Source organism: Sphingomonas carotinifaciens, from assembly GCF_009789535.1.
Classification (GTDB): Bacteria; Pseudomonadota; Alphaproteobacteria; order Sphingomonadales; family Sphingomonadaceae; genus Sphingomonas; species Sphingomonas carotinifaciens.
On the sequence record NZ_WSUT01000005.1, the window covers coordinates 2794592 to 2811920 of the forward strand.

Genomic DNA, 17329 nt, shown 5'->3' on the forward strand with positions numbered 1-17329 from the left:
CATGGATCATCCAGCTTGGGAGCAAGCGCGCTTGGGCGCAACCACCGATACCGGCGCAGCACCTGCGCCCCACCGCGACGCAAACGTCGTCACCCGCTTCGCCCCGTCGCCGACGGGGTTCCTGCACCTAGGCGGCGCGCGCACCGCGCTGTTCAACTGGCTGTTCGCCAAGGCGAATGGCGGCAAGTTCCTCCTGCGGATCGAGGACACCGATCGGGCCCGCTCGACGCAGCCTGCGATCGACGCGATTCTGGAGGGGATGCGCTGGCTGGGCCTGGACTGGGACGGCGATGCCGTGTTCCAGTTCGCCCGCAGCGCCCGCCACGCGGAGGTCGCGCACCAGATGGTGGCGAACGGCCATGCCTATCGCTGCTACATGACCGCCGAAGAGATCACCGCGCAGCGCGAGGCGGCGCAGGCCGCCAAGCAGCCGCTGCGCATCCGCTCGCCCTGGCGCGATGCCGATCCCGCGACCGCACCGGCCGACCAGCCCTTCGTCGTCCGTCTGCGTGCCCCGCGTGAGGGCGCGACCACGATCGCCGACCGCGTACAGGGCAGCGTCACCGTCCAGAATGCCGAGCTGGACGATCTCATCCTGCTCCGCTCGGACGGTACGCCGACCTATATGCTCGCCGTGGTGGTGGACGATCACGACATGGGCGTCACCCATGTCATCCGCGGCGACGACCATCTGAACAACGCCTTCCGCCAGCTGCCGATCTACAAGGCCAATGGCTGGCCCGAGCCGATCTATGCGCATATCCCGCTGATCCACGGATCAGACGGCGCCAAGCTGTCCAAGCGCCACGGCGCGGTCGGGATCGAGGCCTATCGCGACGAGATGGGCATCCTGCCGGAAGCGCTCGACAACTATCTCCTGCGCCTCGGATGGGGTCACGGTGATGCCGAGATCATCACCCGCGAAGAGGCGATCCAGTGGTTCGACCTCGCCGCCGTCGGCAAGGCGCCGTCGCGTTTCGACCTGAAGAAGCTCGAAAATCTGAACGGCCACTATATCCGCGAGGCGGACGACGCAGCCCTGGCACGTCTCGTCGCAGGCCGCATCGGTGATTCGGCCGATGTCGCGCTGCTCACCCGCGCCATGCCGTCGCTCAAACCCCGCGCCGCCAACCTCGGCGAACTGGCGGACGGCGCCGCTTTCCTGTTCCGCCAGCGCCCGCTGACGCTGGACGATGCCGCCGCCGCCCTGCTCGACGACAAGGGACGCGAGACGCTTGCCGCGGTGCACGCCGCGCTTGACGCGGTGCACAACTGGGATACGGAGACGCTAGAAGGCGCGGTACGGCAGGTGGCAGAGACCCGGCAGCAAAAGCTGGGCCAGGTCGCACAGCCGCTTCGCGCCGCACTCACCGGTCGCAAGACGTCGCCGGGCATCTACGACGTGCTGGTCCTGTTGGGCCGGACCGAGAGCCTGGGGCGGATCGCCGACCAGACGACCGCAGAGAGGAAGGACATTACTGCATGACCGACACCGCGAAAATCAACCTCGGCGGCAACGATCTCGAATATCCGGTCCTGTCGGGCTCGGTCGGCCCCGACGTGGTCGACATCCGGAAATTCTATGGCCAGTCGGGCGCCTTCACCTATGATCCGGGCTTCACCTCGACCGCCTCGTGCCAGTCGAAGCTGACCTATATCGACGGTGATGAAGGCGTTCTGCTGCACCGCGGCTATCCGATCGGCGAACTGGCCGAACATTCCAGCTTCATGGAAGTCGCCTATCTCCTGCTGAACGGCGAACTGCCGTCCTCGTCGGACCTGTCGACCTTCACCAACACGATCACGCGCCACACCATGGTGCATGAGCAGCTGGCGAACTTCTTCCGCGGCTTCCGCCGCGACGCGCATCCGATGGCGATCCTGTGCGGCGTCGTCGGCGCGCTCAGCGCCTTCTACCACGACTCGACCGACATCCATGATCCGGTACAGCGCACCATCGCGTCGCACCGCCTGATCGCCAAGATGCCGACGATCGCGGCGATGGCCTACAAGTACAGCGTCGGCCAGCCCTTCCAGTATCCGGACAACTCGCTGTCCTATACCGGCAACTTCCTGCGCATGACCTTTGGCGTGCCGGCCGAGCCCTATGAGGTGAACCCGGCGGTCGAGCGTGCGATGGACCGTATCTTCATCCTCCACGCCGATCACGAACAGAACGCGTCGACCTCGACCGTGCGTCTGGCGGGTTCGTCGGGCGCCAACCCGTTCGCGTGCATCGCGGCCGGCATCGCCTGCCTGTGGGGCCCGGCGCATGGCGGCGCCAACGAGGCGGCACTCAACATGCTGCGCGAGATCGGCACCCCCGATCGCATTCCGGAATTCATCGCCCGCGCCAAGGACAAGAACGATCCGTTCCGCCTGATGGGCTTCGGCCACCGCGTCTACAAGAACTATGATCCGCGCGCGACCGTCATGCAGAAGACGGTGCGCGAGGTGTTCGACGCGCTCAAGGTCAACGATCCGCTGTTCGAAACCGCGCTGCGCCTCGAAGAGATCGCGCTGTCGGACGATTACTTCGTCGAAAAGAAGTTGTTCCCGAACGTCGACTTCTATTCGGGCGTGATCCTGTCGGCGATCGGCTTCCCGACCGAGATGTTCACCGTGCTCTTCGCGCTCGCCCGCACCGTCGGCTGGGTCGCGCAGTGGAACGAGATGATCACCGATCCGGACCAGAAGATCGGCCGTCCGCGCCAGCTCTACACCGGCCCGACGCAGCGCAGCTACGTCCCCGTCGGCCAGCGCTGAGCCGATGCCGAGGCTCCGTCCGATCCTGATCGCGCTCGGCGTCCTGGTGGCGCTGATCGGTGCGCTCTGGATCGGCCAGGGCCTCGGCTACATATCCTGGCCGGCGTCCAGCACGATGCTGGACGACCGCGCCTGGGCCGACCGCGGCGCCGCCGTCGCGGTCATCGGCCTGCTGCTGATCCTGGTCGCCCGCCGCCTGCGCCGCTGACCGCCCGATAGATCAAGCGCACCGCATCCTCCCCCACCTTCGTTCGTGCTGAGCGAAGTCGAAGCACACGCGCCGCCCCATGGACTGCGACGCCGCTCAGTCCGAACGGTGGCACCTTCGATGTCAGCGCAAAAGCCGCCCCGCCAACAAAGCAACGATAACGGCAGGCAAGGCCAGCACGCCGAGCATCAGCAGACCCACCGCCCATAACGGCCCGGCCGCACCCCCGATCGCCATCACCGGCACTTGCGCAAAGGTGACGATCACCCCGGCCCGCCATGCGCGTCGTCGCAGCAAGCGCCCGCCGACACCGGCGATCACCAGCGACAATGGATACCAGAGCCACCAGTAACGCGCCGCATCCCAGGGTTCACCCACGCCCGACAGCGCAGCGACGATGAACCAATAGGCGATGGCAACGCCGGCAAGGCCGATCGCCCGTGCCGCCCCCGCGCTCACCGTTCGGGCAGGCTCAGCGTAAAGGTCGCGCCCTCGCCGGCGGCGCTCTCCACAGTCAGGTCGCCGCCCATCGCACGGGCCAGGCGCCGTGCGATATACAGGCCCAGCCCGTTGCCCCCCGGCTCGCTGGGATCGACCCGCTCGAATTTTTCGAAGATGCGCATCTGGTCGGCCGGTGCGATCCCCTTGCCCCGGTCCGCGACGCGCACGCAGACGCACCCCTCGCCTTGCCCGACCGACACGGTCACCGCCTCGCCATGCGGGGAGTAGCGCAGTGCATTGCCGATCAGGTTCAACAGGATCTGCAACACCCGCCCGAAATCGCCCCAGGCCGGGCCGCTCGCCTCGAACCCCGGTCGCGCGATCCGCACGCCCGCCGAATCGGCGCGCACCGCCAGCAATCCCGCCGCGCGCCGCGCCACATCCGCCAGGTCGATCGGCTCGGGGCGGAGCGCGAAATCCGGCTGCTCGATCGCCTGCAATTCGACCAGATGATCGACCAGCCCCAGCAGGTGCCGGCCCGCCGTCGCGATATCGGCGGCATAGTCGGTATAGTCGTGCAGCATCGGCCCGTCCGTCTGCGCCTGGATGCTGTCGGCACTCGCCACGATCCGCGCGAGCGGGGTGCGCAGCGCCCGGTCCAGCCCTGCGGTAAAGGTCGCGGTCAGCGCCGTGCCATCCACCGGTGCGCTGCCGGCGGGTTCGCCCTCCTCGTCCATCCGCGCGGTGCCGACAAAGCCGGCGAACATGCCCTGCCCGTCACGGTGGATCGCCGCCGACAGCCGCACGCACCGCCCCGATGTCTTCAGCCGCGCACGCTGCCCATCCAGCGGCCGCCGCCGCGCCAGCGCACCCAGGATCGGCAGGTCGCCCTGTCCATCGGCCTCCAGCGTGAACAACGCGGTCAGCGGCTGCCCGAGCAGCGCCAGCGCATCGAAACCGTATCGCGGCCCCGCGTCCAGCGACAAAAAGGTCAGGCGCAGACCGGCATCGGTTTCCCACCGCCAGTCGGCCTCCGCACGCGCGGCCTGCATTTCGCCATCGTCTGCCGGTCGCCAGGGCCGCTGCTCGTGCCAGCCGCTCGCCGCCAGTCGCACCCGCCCGCCCTCGGGCTGGGCGCGCAGCCACAGGGTGATGTCGGCATCCTCGTCCGCCACCGTCACGCTGCGCGACACCACGATGCCCAGCCGCCGCGCCAGCCGCACCACCGTCGCCAGTTGCGGCACCGCCAGCGGCTCGCCCAGCGCACCGCCGGCCCGCCGGTTCAGCGCATCGATCGCCGGCTCGGCCGAGATCAGGATGCCCTCGGCATCGATCACCGCATGCGCCACCGCCTGGGCCCCGCCGTCGCCGCCCGGTGCCATCATGCCGCCGCCCGCTCGATCGCGCCGATCGCTGCCCGAAAATCGCGCGGCAATCCGATCGGCCCCAGCGCGTGGCGCGCCGCCTCGGGCGGGATCGCCACGATCGTATCCAGGTGATCGGCCAGCGCCTCGATATCGCGCCGTGCATCCGCCTCCGACAAAGACAGCGCGATCTGCGCGATCGTCGGCCGGTCCAGGTCCAGCGCGCGTGCCGCCAGCCACAGCCGGTCGCCCTCCGGCTCCAATACCATCGCGCGCGCTTCCTCGATCTCGATGTTCAGCGCATGCGCCAGCAGCGCCATGAACAACGCCAGCCGCCGGTCGCCCAGCGCCTCGATCAACAGGTCGGGCAACTCGTCCGGCCGCGCGTCGATCGCCACCGCCAGCCGCAGCGCCGCCGCCTCCGGCCGCTCGCCCTCGTCATGCGCCGCCAGGCTGCGCGCCGCCGCCTCGGCGATCGCCCGGTCGATATCCGGGGCATCGCCCGGCCGCACCGCCGCCGCCACCCACCAGACCAGCCGGTGGTGCAGTTCGGCGGGCAGGTCGCTGCGCCCGGTCGCCTCGTCCAGCGCGGTGCGCCGGCGGCTCTCCGCCGCCAGCAGCGTCCGCGCGGCTGCCGCGATCACCCCGTCCGGCGCATCCGCCAGCCGGACCAGCAGGCTGGGCGCATCCGGCCCCGCCACCGCGGTCGGCAGCGAATCGGCCAGCATGTCCGCACGCACCCGCGCTATCATTTCATCCATCAACGCCGGGTCGCGCAGCAATCCCGCCCGCGTCAACCGTTCGGCGACATCGTCGCGCGCTTCCAGCAGCGTCTCGGCCAGCGCCGTGGCACCGCGCCCGGCCAGCACCCGTGCGGCGTGACGGCGCAGATCCTGCGCGATCGCACCCACATTGGCCCGCAGGCTGCGGCCCAGCATCCAGCGCGTGCGATCGTCCAGCCGCGCGGCATCGTCCAGGAACAGGTCGGTCGTCGCGCCCGACAGCCGGGCATCGGCAAGCACCCGCGCCCGCGACGCCCGCGCGCTCAGCGCGGACGCGTCCCAGGCGTCCGGCCAGGCATCCGGAAAAGGGGCTTTGCCGACCGACATCGGCGATGTGCTACCGTGTCGAACATTAAAGCGACACTAAGCTTGCGTGCGAAGTGTCTCAATTGCGGACGCCAGGCTGGCCACCGCATAGCCACATGCCAGCACCAGCCCGAACACCGGCAGGCCCAGCAGCGCCGGCAACAACAGCACCGGCAGATACGCCGCGGGCACCGCCCACCAGCGTCGCCGCACCCGCTCCACCACCGCCCGCGTCGCCAGCCCGCCGCTGACCACCAGCGCGACCGCGAGCAGCAGCGGCACATCGTCGGCGCGCGCCTCGCGCAGCATCCATCCCAGCGCCAGCACCGCCGCCGCCGGGATCGCCGCCATCGCCCCGTCCATCAGCCGCGGCTGCCCCGCCTCGTCCCGCAAATCGCTCAGCGTCCGGCCCAGCCCCAGTCCCAGGCATCCGATCAGCGCCAGCAACAGTCCGGCGACCGGCGCTCCCATCAGGATCGCCGCGCATCCGGCCACCCCCAGCGCCCCGCCCGCACCACCGACCACCACACTGCCCACGCCGCGTGCCACCAGCCGCGGCAGCGCAATCCGCGCGATCGGCGCCAGCAGCCAGCGATCGAACCCGCTCCGCCGCCCGGATACCAGCGCGGCCAGCACGGCGCGGCTGCGCTCGTCCAGCATCCGCCCGTCGCGCACCACGCCGTGCCCGGCCCGGATCGCCTCGCCGGGCACCAGCACATGCGTCGCCCGCGCCTGCGCCGCCATGCGCAGCAATGTCGATTGCAGGTCGTAATCGCGCGGCAGCGCCGCCACCTCGGCCACCCGCTTGGGATCCAGCCGGGCGACGCCGGCCCAGGCCATCTGGCCGCCGACCCGCTCCAGCCCGGCCTGCGCATCCACCTCCGGCACCACCAGCAAGGCGTCGCCGCCTTCCTGCGCCAGCGCCGCCACCGTCGCCTCGTTTGCCACTAGCCCGTCCGCCAGCATCACCAGACGCGACAGCGGGTGCAGCTTCTCCACCGTTTCGGCGGCAGAGCGGACCGCGTCCACCACCACCCCGCGTTGCCCGATCCGCGCGATCGCACCGAGCAGTTCGGGGGTAAGTCGCGCCACCACCACGATGATCTGCGCGGCGCCCGCCGCCATCAGCAGGCGCGCCTGATATTCGATCAGCGTCACCCCCGCGAACGGCAGGGTCGCGGTCAACCGCCCGGGGCGGTCCTCGGCGTCGTCTATGGCGAAAAGAAGCCCGGCAAGCATGATCGGCTGTTAGGCGGGTCGCGGGCTCACGGCCAGCCCCGTTTCCAACGCCGTCGCACCCGCACCATAGCCGGTCCCGGCGAGCCCCGCGCCGAGCCGGTGCGGCGAAGCGTGCGCTATCCCCTTCCTGATGCCGACAAACATGATAAACCGGGCCCGTGAACGGGGGCCAGAAATGATCGTAGATTTGCGCGCGGATCAACCGCGATCGGCCATGGAGCCCATGGAAGAAGACCTCGCCCCCGAACCGGCATCCGAAAACCACTTCGCCTTTGCCGAGCATCAGGCCGCCGATCCGCTGCCCGATACGCCGTCGCGCCTGCCGCTGATCCTGGCCGTCGCCGCCACGCTCGCCTGGATCGTCCTCGTCCTCGCACTCGCCGGATCGCAACTGACCCGGCTGACCGCGATCGAGGGCGTGCAGTTCGTCGCCGCGCTGGCCAGCGTTCCCATCCTTGTCGCCCTCGTCTGGCTCCTTACCCAGCGCAACAGCCGCGCCGAGGCGGTCCGCTTCGGCCTCACCGCGCACGGCATGCGGCAGGAGGCCGCCGCGCTCGAACACAGCGTCGCCGCCATCACCCGTTCGCTCGACGCCAACCGCGTCGAACTCGCCAAGCAGGTGTCCGCGCTCATGGAAATGGGCCACGCCGCCCAACAGCGGCTGGGCGCGGTCAGCAGCGGCTTCGCCGACGAGATCGCCGCGGCCGATGCGCACGCCCGCAGCCTGTCCGACGCGGCGGCCGCCACCCAGGCCAGCCTCGGCGTCCTTCTCGCCTCCCTCCCCCGCGCCACCACCGACATCGAAGCCGTCGCCACCCTGCTCGACCGCGCCGCGCACTCCGCCGGCGACCACGCCGCCGCCCTCGACGCGCAACTCGTCGCCCTCGGCCGCCGCGGCGAGGATGCCGACATGATCGCCACCGGCGCCGCCCAGCGCCTCGCCGCGCATATCCAGCGCATGGAGGCATCGGGCGACAATGCCGGCGCGCGGCTGGAGTCGGTGGCGGCCGAGATGTCCGCCACCGTCGACCTGCTGCTCGACCGGACGGCGCATGCGGTGGACGAATCGCGCAAGTCGATCGCCGCGCAGGGCGAGGCGATGCTGGCGATGGTCTCCACCCACCAATCCGCGCTGGAGATCAGCGCGCGTGACAGCGCCGACGCGCTCGCCGACCGCATCGGCTCGATCGACACGGTGATCGAGCGCGTCACCGCCCGTCTCGACGCGCACCGGGTCGCGGGCGATGCGATGGTGGATCAGCTGCACGCCGGCATCGATCAGGTCGAAACCCGCATGGCCGCGCTGCAGGCCCAGGGGATCGAGCGCAACCAGATGCTTGCCGCCTCGATCAGCGCGCTCACCGGCTCGGCCGATGCGATGACCGTCGCGCTGGAGGCGGGCGATGCCATGGCGACCCGCACGATCGTCTCGGCCGAACAGTTGCTGGTCGCGCTCGATGCCGCCGCGCGGGAGATTGACGAAACCCTGCCCGAGGCGCTGGCGCGGCTCGATACCCGCCTGACCGCCAGCAAGCAGGTGGTCAGCGCCGCCAAGCCGGAGCTTCTCGCCCTCGTCACCGCCGCCGAAAGCACGCATGACGCGATCGAGGCGATCGCGGGGGTGATCGCCGAACAGCGCCGCACGCTCGACACCCTCTCCGCCACCCTTCTCGACACCCTCTCCGCCGGCCGCGCCAAAGCCGACGCACTCGGCCACGTCGTCGACGAGACGATCGAGCGCACCCACCGCTTCGCCGAAGAGGCCGCGCCCCGGCTGGTCGACGCCTTGCTTCGCGTTCGCGAAACCGCCGTCACCGCCGCGGACGAGGCGCGCGACACGCTCGCCGGCATCGTGCCGCAGGCGGCGGGGCTGCTGGAACAGGCGAGCAGCGAGGCGATGCGCCGGGCGACGGCCGATACCGTGCAGCGCCAGATCCAGGCCATCGCCGACGCCACCGACCAGGCGGTCGCCGCCGCCACCCGCGCCACCGAACGCGTCGCCGCACAGGTCCAGTCGATCGCCGAGCAGGCCGCGGTGGTGGAAAGCCATGTCGAGGAAGCACGAAGCGAACGAGAAGCGGCCGACCGCGACACCTTCGCGCGCCGCGCCTCGCTCCTGATCGAATCGCTCAACTCCGCCGCGATCGACCTGACCAAGATCTACGCGCCCGACGTCACCGACAGTGCTTGGGGCGCCTATCTGAAGGGCGACCGCGGCGTCTTCACCCGCCGGGCGGTCCGCATTCTCGATGCGGTGCAGGCGCGCGACATCGCACGGCTTTATGACGACGACGCCAAGGTCCGCGAGCAGATCAACCGCTACATCCACGATTTCGAAGCGATGCTGCGCGGCGTGCTGGCACAGCGCGACGGCTCCCCGCTCGGCGTCACGCTCCTGTCGTCGGACATGGGCAAGCTCTATGTCGCGCTTGCCCAGGCGATCGAGCGTCTGCGCTGATCGCCCCCGGCGGAGCAAAACATATGCTGACGGGTTTGGCCCAGGTCAGCATTGCCGGGTGCAAGGCGCCGGCTACGGTCTGATCCCCACAGGGAACACCTCCGGCATCGCCTTTGTCACCATCAGGGGGGTTTGAAGCATATGTCCGTCGATCGTGGCCGGGTGGAAAATGGCGGATTGATCCTGTTCATCGCCGGGATCACCCTGGCACTGGCGCTGGTGGTATCCAGCTTTGCCGGCGCGCTGCTCTGGGCGGCGCTCGCTGCCTTGCTGTTCCAGCCGCTTTTCCAGCGCCTGCTCGCGCGCTGGCCCGATCGTCGCAACATGGCGGCGGCGGTGACGCTGCTCATCATCACCGTCGCCGTCGTCATCCCCGCGATCGTGATCACCAGCCTCGTGATCGACCAGGCGGCGGGCGTCTATACCCAGATGCGCAGCGGCCGGATCAACTTCGCCGCCTATTTCCAGCAGGTGCACGATGCCCTGCCGCTACGGCTCCAGCATCTGCTCGACAATTCCGGCTTCAACAGCTTCGAGCGTGCCCAAGCCCGCATCTCCGCCGTCATCAGCAACAGCGTCAGCGTGATCGCGTCCCAGGCCCTGTCGATCGGACGCAACGCCGCCGCCTTCCTGCTCGCCTTCGGCGTCGGCCTCTACGTCACCTATTTCCTGCTGCGCGACGGCGATCGCCTCGGCCCTGCCGTCGTCCGCGCGCTACCCCTCCGTCCCGCCGTGGCGGAGCGCATCGCGGACAAGTTCGTCGCGGTGGTCCGCGCCACCATCAAGGGCTCGGGCGTCGTCGCCCTGGTCCAGGGTGCGCTTGGTGCAATCACCTTCTGGATCGTCGGCATCCCCGCCGCGCTCCTCTGGGGCCTGCTGATGGCGATCGCCGCGCTGCTGCCCGCGATCGGGCCGGCGATCATCTGGGTCCCGATCGCCATCTATCTGCTGGCGACCAGCGCGATCTGGCAGGCGGCCGTGGTCATTCTCTCGGGTGTCCTCGTCATCGGCCTTGCCGACAACATCCTGCGCCCCATCCTCGTCGGCCGCGATACCGGCATTCCCGACTGGCTGGTCCTCGTCACCACGCTGGGTGGGATCGACCTGATCGGCCTCAGCGGCATCGTCGTCGGGCCGCTGGCGGGCGCGCTGTTCATCACCGCATGGCAGATCCTGACCGAACAGCGCGAGGCACAGGCTACACCTTCGGAACGCCCACCCAGTCCAGCATATCGGCCGTGATCCAGCCGAACACATAGTTGGCGTAGAAGGCGACGAACATGGCGGTGGCGACGATCGTCACCCAGACCGCAGCCCGCCCCGGCCGGAATGTGTGCGGCGCGCTTTCGGCGGTGCCGGGGACATGCTCGCCCCCGGCCTCGTGTGTGGTCCTGACCCCGAAGGGCAGGACCAGGAACACCGCCAGGAACCAGAACAGGACGTAGATCGCGAGTGCCGACGTCCAGTGCATGGTCCTTACGCCTCGATCACCAGCACATCGACGATCGGCTTCTTGCCGGTCCAGCGCGTCGCGACACGGCGCACGGCCAGCCGCACGTCCTCACGCATCTTCTCCATCGGGCGTCGGCCATTCTCCACCGCCTTGGCTGCGGCTTCGACGGCCTCGGCGATGAACGCGTCGCGCTCATCCTCCACCGGCACGCCCTGCACCCGCACCTGCGGCCGGCCGAAGGCGCGGCCCTTGGCCGTCGCCACCGCGACCGAAATCTGCCCGTTCAACGCCAGCTTGCGCCGCTCGTTGATCGTCGAGCCATCGGACGGCAGGATCACGTCCCCGTCCAGCACCAGCCGGCCGATGCTGGCGCGGCCGACCTTCTTGGGGTCGCCGGGCAGCAGGCGCACGATGTCACCATCGGATTGCACGATCGCCTGCGGCACGCCCTTCGACAGGCCGAAGCGGGCATGCTCCATCATGTGCCGCATCTCGCCATGCACCGGCACCAGCGCATTCGGCTTGATCCAGCTATACATCTGCGCCAGCTCGGGCTGGCCCGGATGGCCGGAGACATGGACATGCGCCTGGCGCTCGGTCACCATCCATACGCCCTTGCCGGCCAGTGTGTTCTGGATGCGGCCGATCGCCACCTCGTTGCCCGGGATCTGCTTGGACGAGAAGACGACGGTGTCGCCCGCGTCCAGCCGAACCGTGTGGCTGCCCTCCGCGATCCGGGCCAGCGCGGCACGCGCCTCGCCCTGCCCGCCGGTCGCGACGATCAGCACCCGGTCCCGCGGCAGCTTCATCGCCGTCTCGGGATCGACCGTCTCCGGGAACCCCTTGAAGTAGCCGCAGGCGCGGCCGACCTTCAGGATGCGGTCGAGCGAGCGACCGGTGACGCACAGCTTGCGCCCCGTCTCCTTGGCCACCTCGCCCAGCGTCACGAGCCGCGCCGCGTTGGACGCGAACGTCGTCACCACCACACGCCCGCGCGCCTTGGCCACCGTCTCTGCCAGCCCCTTGCGGACGCTGGCCTCGGAACCCGACGCTTCGGTGTTGAAGATGTTGGTCGAATCGCACACCAGCACGTCGACGCCCTTGTCGCCGATCGCGCTCAGCTCGTCGGCGGATGCCGGATTGCCGATGATCGGCGTGGCATCCAGCTTCCAGTCGCCGGTATGGAACACGCGGCCGGCCTTGGTCTCGATCAGCAGCGCGCTCGATTCCGGAATCGAGTGCGACAGCGGCACGAAGGTGAAGCCGAACGGCCCCACCTGGAAGCTTTGACGCTGCTCGATCACGCGCAGCTTTACGCGGTCGGCAATGCCTTCCTCGTCCAGCTTGCCGCGGATCAGGCCTGCGGTGAACGGCGTGGCGTAGAGCGGCACGCCCAGATCTTCGGCCAGATAGGGCAGCGCACCGATATGGTCCTCATGCCCGTGGGTCAGCACGATGCCGACCAGGTCGTCCAGCCGGTCCTCGATAAAGGCCAGGTCGGGCAACACCACGTCGATACCGGGATAGGCCGGATCGGCGAAGGTGATGCCGCAATCGACCATCACCCACTTGCCTTCGGTGCCGTACAGATTGACGTTCATGCCGATCTCGCCGGAGCCGCCGAGTGCGCAGAACAGAAGTTCGTTGGTCTTGGGAGTCATTCATTTCCTGTCAGAAGGGCCCGGTTGTATCCGGGTCTTGGGGAATGGCACCGCCATCGGTGCCGTCATACGTTGCGTTGCTGAGCGCGGGCAGCACGCCCGCGCGGGAATTCGTTTCAATGAATATGGGCGCGTTCCCACATGATCGCCAGCCCCTGGATCGTCAGATCCGGCTCGATATGGTCGAACACGGCCGTATGCCGCTCGAACAAGGTCGCCAGTCCGCCCGTCGCGATCACCTTTACCGGCCGCCCGACCTCCGCCTTCAGGCGGGCGACGAGCCCTTCGATCATCGCGATATAGCCCCAGTAGATGCCGATATGCATCTGGTCGACCGTATTGCGCCCGACCACCGTTTCCGTCTCCGGCGCCTCGATCGCGATACGCGGCAGCTTGGCCGCCGCGGTCACCAGCGCATCCAGCGACAGGTTGATGCCCGGCGCGATGATGCCACCCTTGTACGCGCCGGAATAATCGCTGACGTCGAAGGTCGTCGCCGTGCCGAAATCGATCGTGATCAGGTCGCCGGGATAAAGGGCATGCGCCGCGATCGTGTTGACCGCCCGGTCCGCCCCCAGCGAGGCCGGCTCGTCCACGTCGATCGCAATACCCCATTCCAGCGGCGCACGCCCGGCGATGAGCGCGTCCGACCGGAAATATTTGCTCGCCAGCACCTGCAGATTGTGGAGCGCACGCGGCACGACGGTGGCGATGATCACACCCTTCACGTCGTCGCGCGCATAGCCCTCCAGCGCCAGCAACTGGCTCAACCACACCGCATATTCGTCGGCGGTGCGCCGCGGATCGGTCGCGATGCGCCAGCGCCCCTTGATCGTCCGCCCGTCGAGCAGCGCGAAGACCACATTGGTGTTGCCGGCATCGATCGCGAGCAGCATGGTTTTCCTCAGATCAGGAAGATGTCGGCGGCGTGCATGACACGGACGGCCCCGTCCGCCAAGCGCAGCCGCAACGCACCATCGCGCGCCAGCCCGTCGAACCGCCCATCGACCACCGCCCCGTCCGGCATCCGCGCCGTTATCGGCGCCCCAACCGGATGCGCACGGGCGAGCCATCGATCGACCACCGGCTCCAATCCCTTGTTTCGCCAGATGCTCACCCATTGCCCGACCGCTTCGGCCAGGCGATCGAGAAAGGCTTCCGGCGTCACCGACACGCCGTGCATCGCCAGGCTCGTCGTCGCTCGATCCGGCAAGTCGGGATGATGCGCCAGATTGACGCCGATGCCGATGACCAGCGCATCCTCTGCGCGCTCCAGCAAGATGCCCGACAGCTTCGCGCCCGACAGCAGCAGGTCGTTGGGCCATTTCAGGCACAGCATCTCTGCGTCGCGCGCACTCAACAGGTCGCGTACCACCTGTTCCAGCGCGACGGCCGCGGCAAAGGCCAGCCCCGACGCGCCGGGGTCGCCCGGACGCAGCCGGACGAGGGTGCTGGCATAGAAATTACCCGGCGGGGATATCCAGGCCCGCCCCTGCCGCCCCCGCCCCGCGGTCTGCCGGTCGGCCCGAACCCAGCTCCCCTCCTCGACCCCGGCCTTGGCCAGCGCGAGGAGGTCGGCATTGGTGGAGCCCGTTTCCGCGACGTGAACGATACGGGTCAGCGTGGCATCCCGATCAGAACAGCGCCTGCGCTGCCGCCATCGTCCAGACGCCCAGCGCCGGGATCAGGAAGTATCCCAGCGGCGACACGAAGATCGCGGTCAGCGCGATCAGGCCGCCCTCCACCGGATTGGCGACCGGCGCGAATGCGGGCGCAGGCTCGTCGAAATACATCGTCTTGACGACACGCAGATAATAATAGGCACCGATCACCGAGGCGGCGATACCGATCACCGCCAGTGGGAACAGCCCGGCATGAACCGCCGCCTGGAACACCGCGAACTTGGCATAGAAGCCGAACAGCGGCGGAATACCAGCCAGCGAGAACATGAAGATCGCCAGTGCCGCGGCAAGGCCGGGCCGCGTGCGCGACATGCCCGACAGGCTGGCGATGCTTTCCACCGACTGTCCATCGGCGCCGCGCATCTGCAACACCACCAGAAAGCTGCCGAGCGTCATGACCACATAGATGGTCATGTAGGTCAGGACCGAGGCGACACCCTCGGCGGTCCCGGCCGCCAGACCGATCAGCGCGAAGCCGACATTGTTGATCGACGAATAGGCGAGCAGCCGCTTGATGTTCGTCTGCCCGATGGCGGCGACCGCACCCAGCACGATCGATGCAAGCGCTGCAAAGATCACGATCTGACGCCACTGATCCGTCGCCGGGCCCATCGCCTCCACCGCGACACGCACGCTCAGCGCCACGGCGGCAACCTTGGGTGCGGAGGCGAAGAAGGCCGTGACCGGCGTCGGGGCGCCCTCATACACATCGGGCGACCACATGTGGAACGGGACGGCGGCGATCTTGAACGCCAGGCCAGCGAACACGAACACCAGGCCGAACATCAGCCCCAGCGAGCGCGCTTCACCTGCCAGCAGGTGATCCGCTGCATAGGCGTTCGCGATGCCGTCGAACATCGTCGTGCCGGTGAAGCCGTAAACCAGGCTGATCCCGTAAAGCAGGATGCCCGAGGCAAGCGCGCCCAGCACGAAATACTTCAAACCCGCTTCAGCCGAACGCGTGTCCCGGCGCATGAAGCTCGCCAGCACATAGGCGGAAAGGCTCTGAAGCTCGAGACCGACGTACAGCGTCAGCATGTCACCGGCCGACACCATCATGCCCATGCCCGCTGCCGACAAAAGCATCAGCACCGGATATTCGGGCCGCAGGTCTTCTCCAGAGGTCCGCTGGAAGAAGCCCGGCGCCATAATGATCGCCACGGCGGTCGCGATGTAGATCAGCACCTTGGCAAAGCTGGAGAACGCATCCGCGAGGAATAGGCCACCGAACGCCGCGCCGCCGCTCGACGCCGGCCCGGTCAGCGCGACCAGCGCGCCTGCCAGGACGAAGATCGCCGCGATCGATACCGCCCGCGTGGAGCCGTTACCGCCCCAGGCAGACACCAGCATCAAGGCAATGGCGCCAAGCGAGAGCACCAGCTCCGGCAGCACCATCGCCAGGTTCATCGAAGTATCCATCAGTGCGCCTCCCCATGCGTGGGCGCATGGGCATTGTGTTCAGTTGCAGCAGCGGGCCTGCCGGCGGTCGGCTGCGAGTCGCTATACGGCGACGCGCGTTCGATACGGGCGAGCAGCGTCGAGACATCCTGCCGCATCGGCGCCAGGAAGCTTTCTGGGTACACGCCCATCCACAGCACCACCGCCGCGATCGGCGCGAGCAGCCACAATTCGCGGCTCGACAGGTCCGACATGCCACGCACCTCTTCCGACTTGATCTCGCCATAGGCGACGCGCCGGTACAGGTAGAGCATATATGCCGCACCCAGGATGATGCCTGTGGTGCACAGCAGCGCCGTCCAGGTCGACACCTGATAGGTGCCCATCAGCGACAGGAACTCGGCGACGAAGCCGCTGGTGCCCGGGAGGCCAATGGAGGCCATGGTGAAGAACAGGAAGAAGATCGCATAACGCGGCATGTTGATCGACAGGCCGCCATACCGCGCGATCTCGCGGGTATGCAGGCGGTCGTAGATCACACCGACGCACAGGAACAGCGCGCCCGACACCAGGCCGTGGCTCAGCATCATGATCATCGCGCCCTCGATGCCCTGCGCATTGAAGGCGTAGAGGCCGATGGTCACGATCGCCATGTGCGCGACCGACGAATAGGCAATCAGCTTCTTCATATCGCCCTGCACCAGCGCAACGAGGCTCGTGTAGATCACGGCGATCGACGACAGCGCGAAGATCAGCCAGGTGAGCTGCCCCGACGCTTCCGGGAACATCGGCAGCGAGAAGCGCAGGAAGCCGTAGCCGCCCAGCTTCAGCAGAACGCCCGCCAGGATCACCGAGCCTGCGGTCGGAGCCTGCACGTGCGCGTCGGGCAGCCAGGTGTGCACCGGCCACATCGGCATCTTCACCGCGAACGAGGCGAAGAAGGCCAGCCACAACCATGTCTGCACCGAAGCAGGGAAGTCATAGTTCTGCAGCGCCGGGATCGACGAGGTGCCTGCGGTGCCCGCCATGTAGAGCATCGCGATGAACATCAGCAGCGAACCGAGCAGCGTGTACAGGAAGAACTTGTACGACGCGTAGATGCGGTTCGCCCCGCCCCAGATGCCGATGATCAGGTACATCGGGATCAGGCCGGCTTCGAAGAAGACGTAGAAAAGAAACAGGTCCTGCGCCGCGAAGGTGCCGATCATCAGCACCTCCGTGAACAGGAACGCCGACATATACTCCGGCACCCGGTTCGTCACCGACCGCCAGCTCGCCCCGATGCAGATCGGCATCAGGAAGACGCTCAGCATGATCAGCATGAGCGCGAACCCGTCGATGCCCAGCGACCAGCCGAACGGACCGAAGAGACCCGGCGCATTTTCCACGAACTGCCACTGCGGGCCGCCCACCTGGAAGTTGGACCAGAGGATGATGCCGAGGACGAAGTCGATCAGCGTGGCGACCAGCGCGGTGCGCCGCGCGGCCTCCGCACCCAGGAACAGGCAGGCGACCGCGGCAATCGCGGGCACCGCCAGCATGACGGAAAGGATCGGAAAGTCGAACATCAG

15 protein-coding genes are annotated in these 17329 nt (G+C 68.3%); 5 read left to right on the forward strand and 10 right to left on the reverse strand.

Going from position 1 to position 17329, the window contains the following annotated elements; all coding sequences use genetic code 11:
* The first annotated feature begins 31 nt into the window (after positions 1-31).
* Genes gltX through GQR91_RS15000 form a run of 3 tightly spaced genes read left to right on the forward strand, consistent with a single transcriptional unit; the run spans position 32 to position 2974 of the window.
* Positions 32-1486, forward strand: coding sequence for a glutamate--tRNA ligase (gltX, locus tag GQR91_RS14990; protein ID WP_235904142.1), 1455 nt, complete (start codon positions 32-34; stop codon positions 1484-1486).
* Positions 1483-2766 (forward strand): citrate synthase, encoded by a 1284-nt coding sequence (locus tag GQR91_RS14995; protein ID WP_112382823.1) that lies wholly within the window; start codon positions 1483-1485, stop codon positions 2764-2766. Before gltX ends, GQR91_RS14995 begins: the two co-directional genes overlap by 4 nt.
* A 4-nt stretch (positions 2767-2770) precedes the next feature.
* Positions 2771-2974, forward strand: a complete 204-nt coding sequence (locus tag GQR91_RS15000; RefSeq protein ID WP_112382822.1) for a hypothetical protein — start codon at positions 2771-2773, stop codon at positions 2972-2974.
* 123 nt (positions 2975-3097) lie between these two features.
* On the opposite strand, the gene GQR91_RS15005 is transcribed toward GQR91_RS15000, so the two are convergent.
* From GQR91_RS15005 to GQR91_RS15020, 4 genes are read right to left on the reverse strand one after another with little or no spacing between them, the layout of a single operon-like run.
* The gene (locus GQR91_RS15005; protein ID WP_149683264.1) at positions 3098-3433 is read right to left on the reverse strand and encodes a hypothetical protein; all 336 of its coding nucleotides are present in this window, start codon (positions 3431-3433) and stop codon (positions 3098-3100) included.
* Positions 3430-4800 (reverse strand): sensor histidine kinase, encoded by a 1371-nt coding sequence (locus GQR91_RS15010; protein WP_235904143.1) that lies wholly within the window; start codon positions 4798-4800, stop codon positions 3430-3432. Before GQR91_RS15010 ends, GQR91_RS15005 begins: the two co-directional genes overlap by 4 nt.
* Entirely contained in the window at positions 4797-5888 is a 1092-nt protein-coding gene (locus GQR91_RS15015) for a DUF2336 domain-containing protein (RefSeq protein ID WP_149683265.1), read from the reverse strand. Before GQR91_RS15015 ends, GQR91_RS15010 begins: the two co-directional genes overlap by 4 nt.
* Positions 5889-5924: 36 nt before the next feature.
* Positions 5925-7106 carry a hypothetical protein gene (locus GQR91_RS15020; RefSeq protein ID WP_149683266.1) on the reverse strand — a complete coding sequence of 394 codons (1182 nt, stop codon included), beginning with the start codon at positions 7104-7106 and terminating at the stop codon, positions 5925-5927.
* A 223-nt stretch (positions 7107-7329) separates the two neighbouring features.
* Between GQR91_RS15020 and GQR91_RS15025 the strand changes: the two genes are divergently transcribed.
* Positions 7330-9564, forward strand: coding sequence for a coiled-coil domain-containing protein (locus GQR91_RS15025; protein WP_149683267.1), 2235 nt, complete (start codon positions 7330-7332; stop codon positions 9562-9564).
* Between the two features lie 141 nt (positions 9565-9705).
* Positions 9706-10806 carry an AI-2E family transporter gene (locus GQR91_RS15030; RefSeq protein ID WP_149683268.1) on the forward strand — a complete coding sequence of 367 codons (1101 nt, stop codon included), beginning with the start codon at positions 9706-9708 and terminating at the stop codon, positions 10804-10806.
* On the opposite strand, the gene GQR91_RS15035 is transcribed toward GQR91_RS15030, so the two are convergent.
* The 6 genes from GQR91_RS15035 to GQR91_RS15060 form a co-directional block, all read right to left on the reverse strand.
* Positions 10763-11035: a DUF1467 family protein gene (locus GQR91_RS15035; protein ID WP_149683269.1), complete on the reverse strand. Its 273-nt coding sequence runs from the start codon at positions 11033-11035 to the stop codon at positions 10763-10765. The two genes, GQR91_RS15030 and GQR91_RS15035, sit on opposite strands and share 44 nt — an antisense overlap.
* A 5-nt stretch (positions 11036-11040) precedes the next feature.
* On the reverse strand, positions 11041-12678 hold the full coding sequence (locus GQR91_RS15040; protein WP_149683270.1) for a ribonuclease J: 1638 nt from the start codon (positions 12676-12678) through the stop codon (positions 11041-11043).
* 116 nt (positions 12679-12794) lie between these two features.
* Positions 12795-13574 carry a type III pantothenate kinase gene (locus GQR91_RS15045; RefSeq protein ID WP_149683271.1) on the reverse strand — a complete coding sequence of 260 codons (780 nt, stop codon included), beginning with the start codon at positions 13572-13574 and terminating at the stop codon, positions 12795-12797.
* 8 nt (positions 13575-13582) lie between these two features.
* Complete coding sequence (locus tag GQR91_RS15050) at positions 13583-14299, reverse strand: biotin--[acetyl-CoA-carboxylase] ligase (RefSeq protein WP_211368802.1); 717 nt, start codon at positions 14297-14299, stop codon at positions 13583-13585.
* Positions 14300-14312: 13 nt separating this feature from the next.
* Positions 14313-15779: an NADH-quinone oxidoreductase subunit NuoN gene (gene nuoN / locus GQR91_RS15055; RefSeq protein WP_112382811.1), complete on the reverse strand. Its 1467-nt coding sequence runs from the start codon at positions 15777-15779 to the stop codon at positions 14313-14315.
* A complete protein-coding gene (locus GQR91_RS15060) occupies positions 15779-17326 on the reverse strand; it encodes an NADH-quinone oxidoreductase subunit M (protein WP_149683273.1) in 1548 nt (515 codons plus the stop codon). Before GQR91_RS15060 ends, nuoN begins: the two co-directional genes overlap by 1 nt.
* Between the last annotated feature and the right edge of the window lie 3 nt (positions 17327-17329).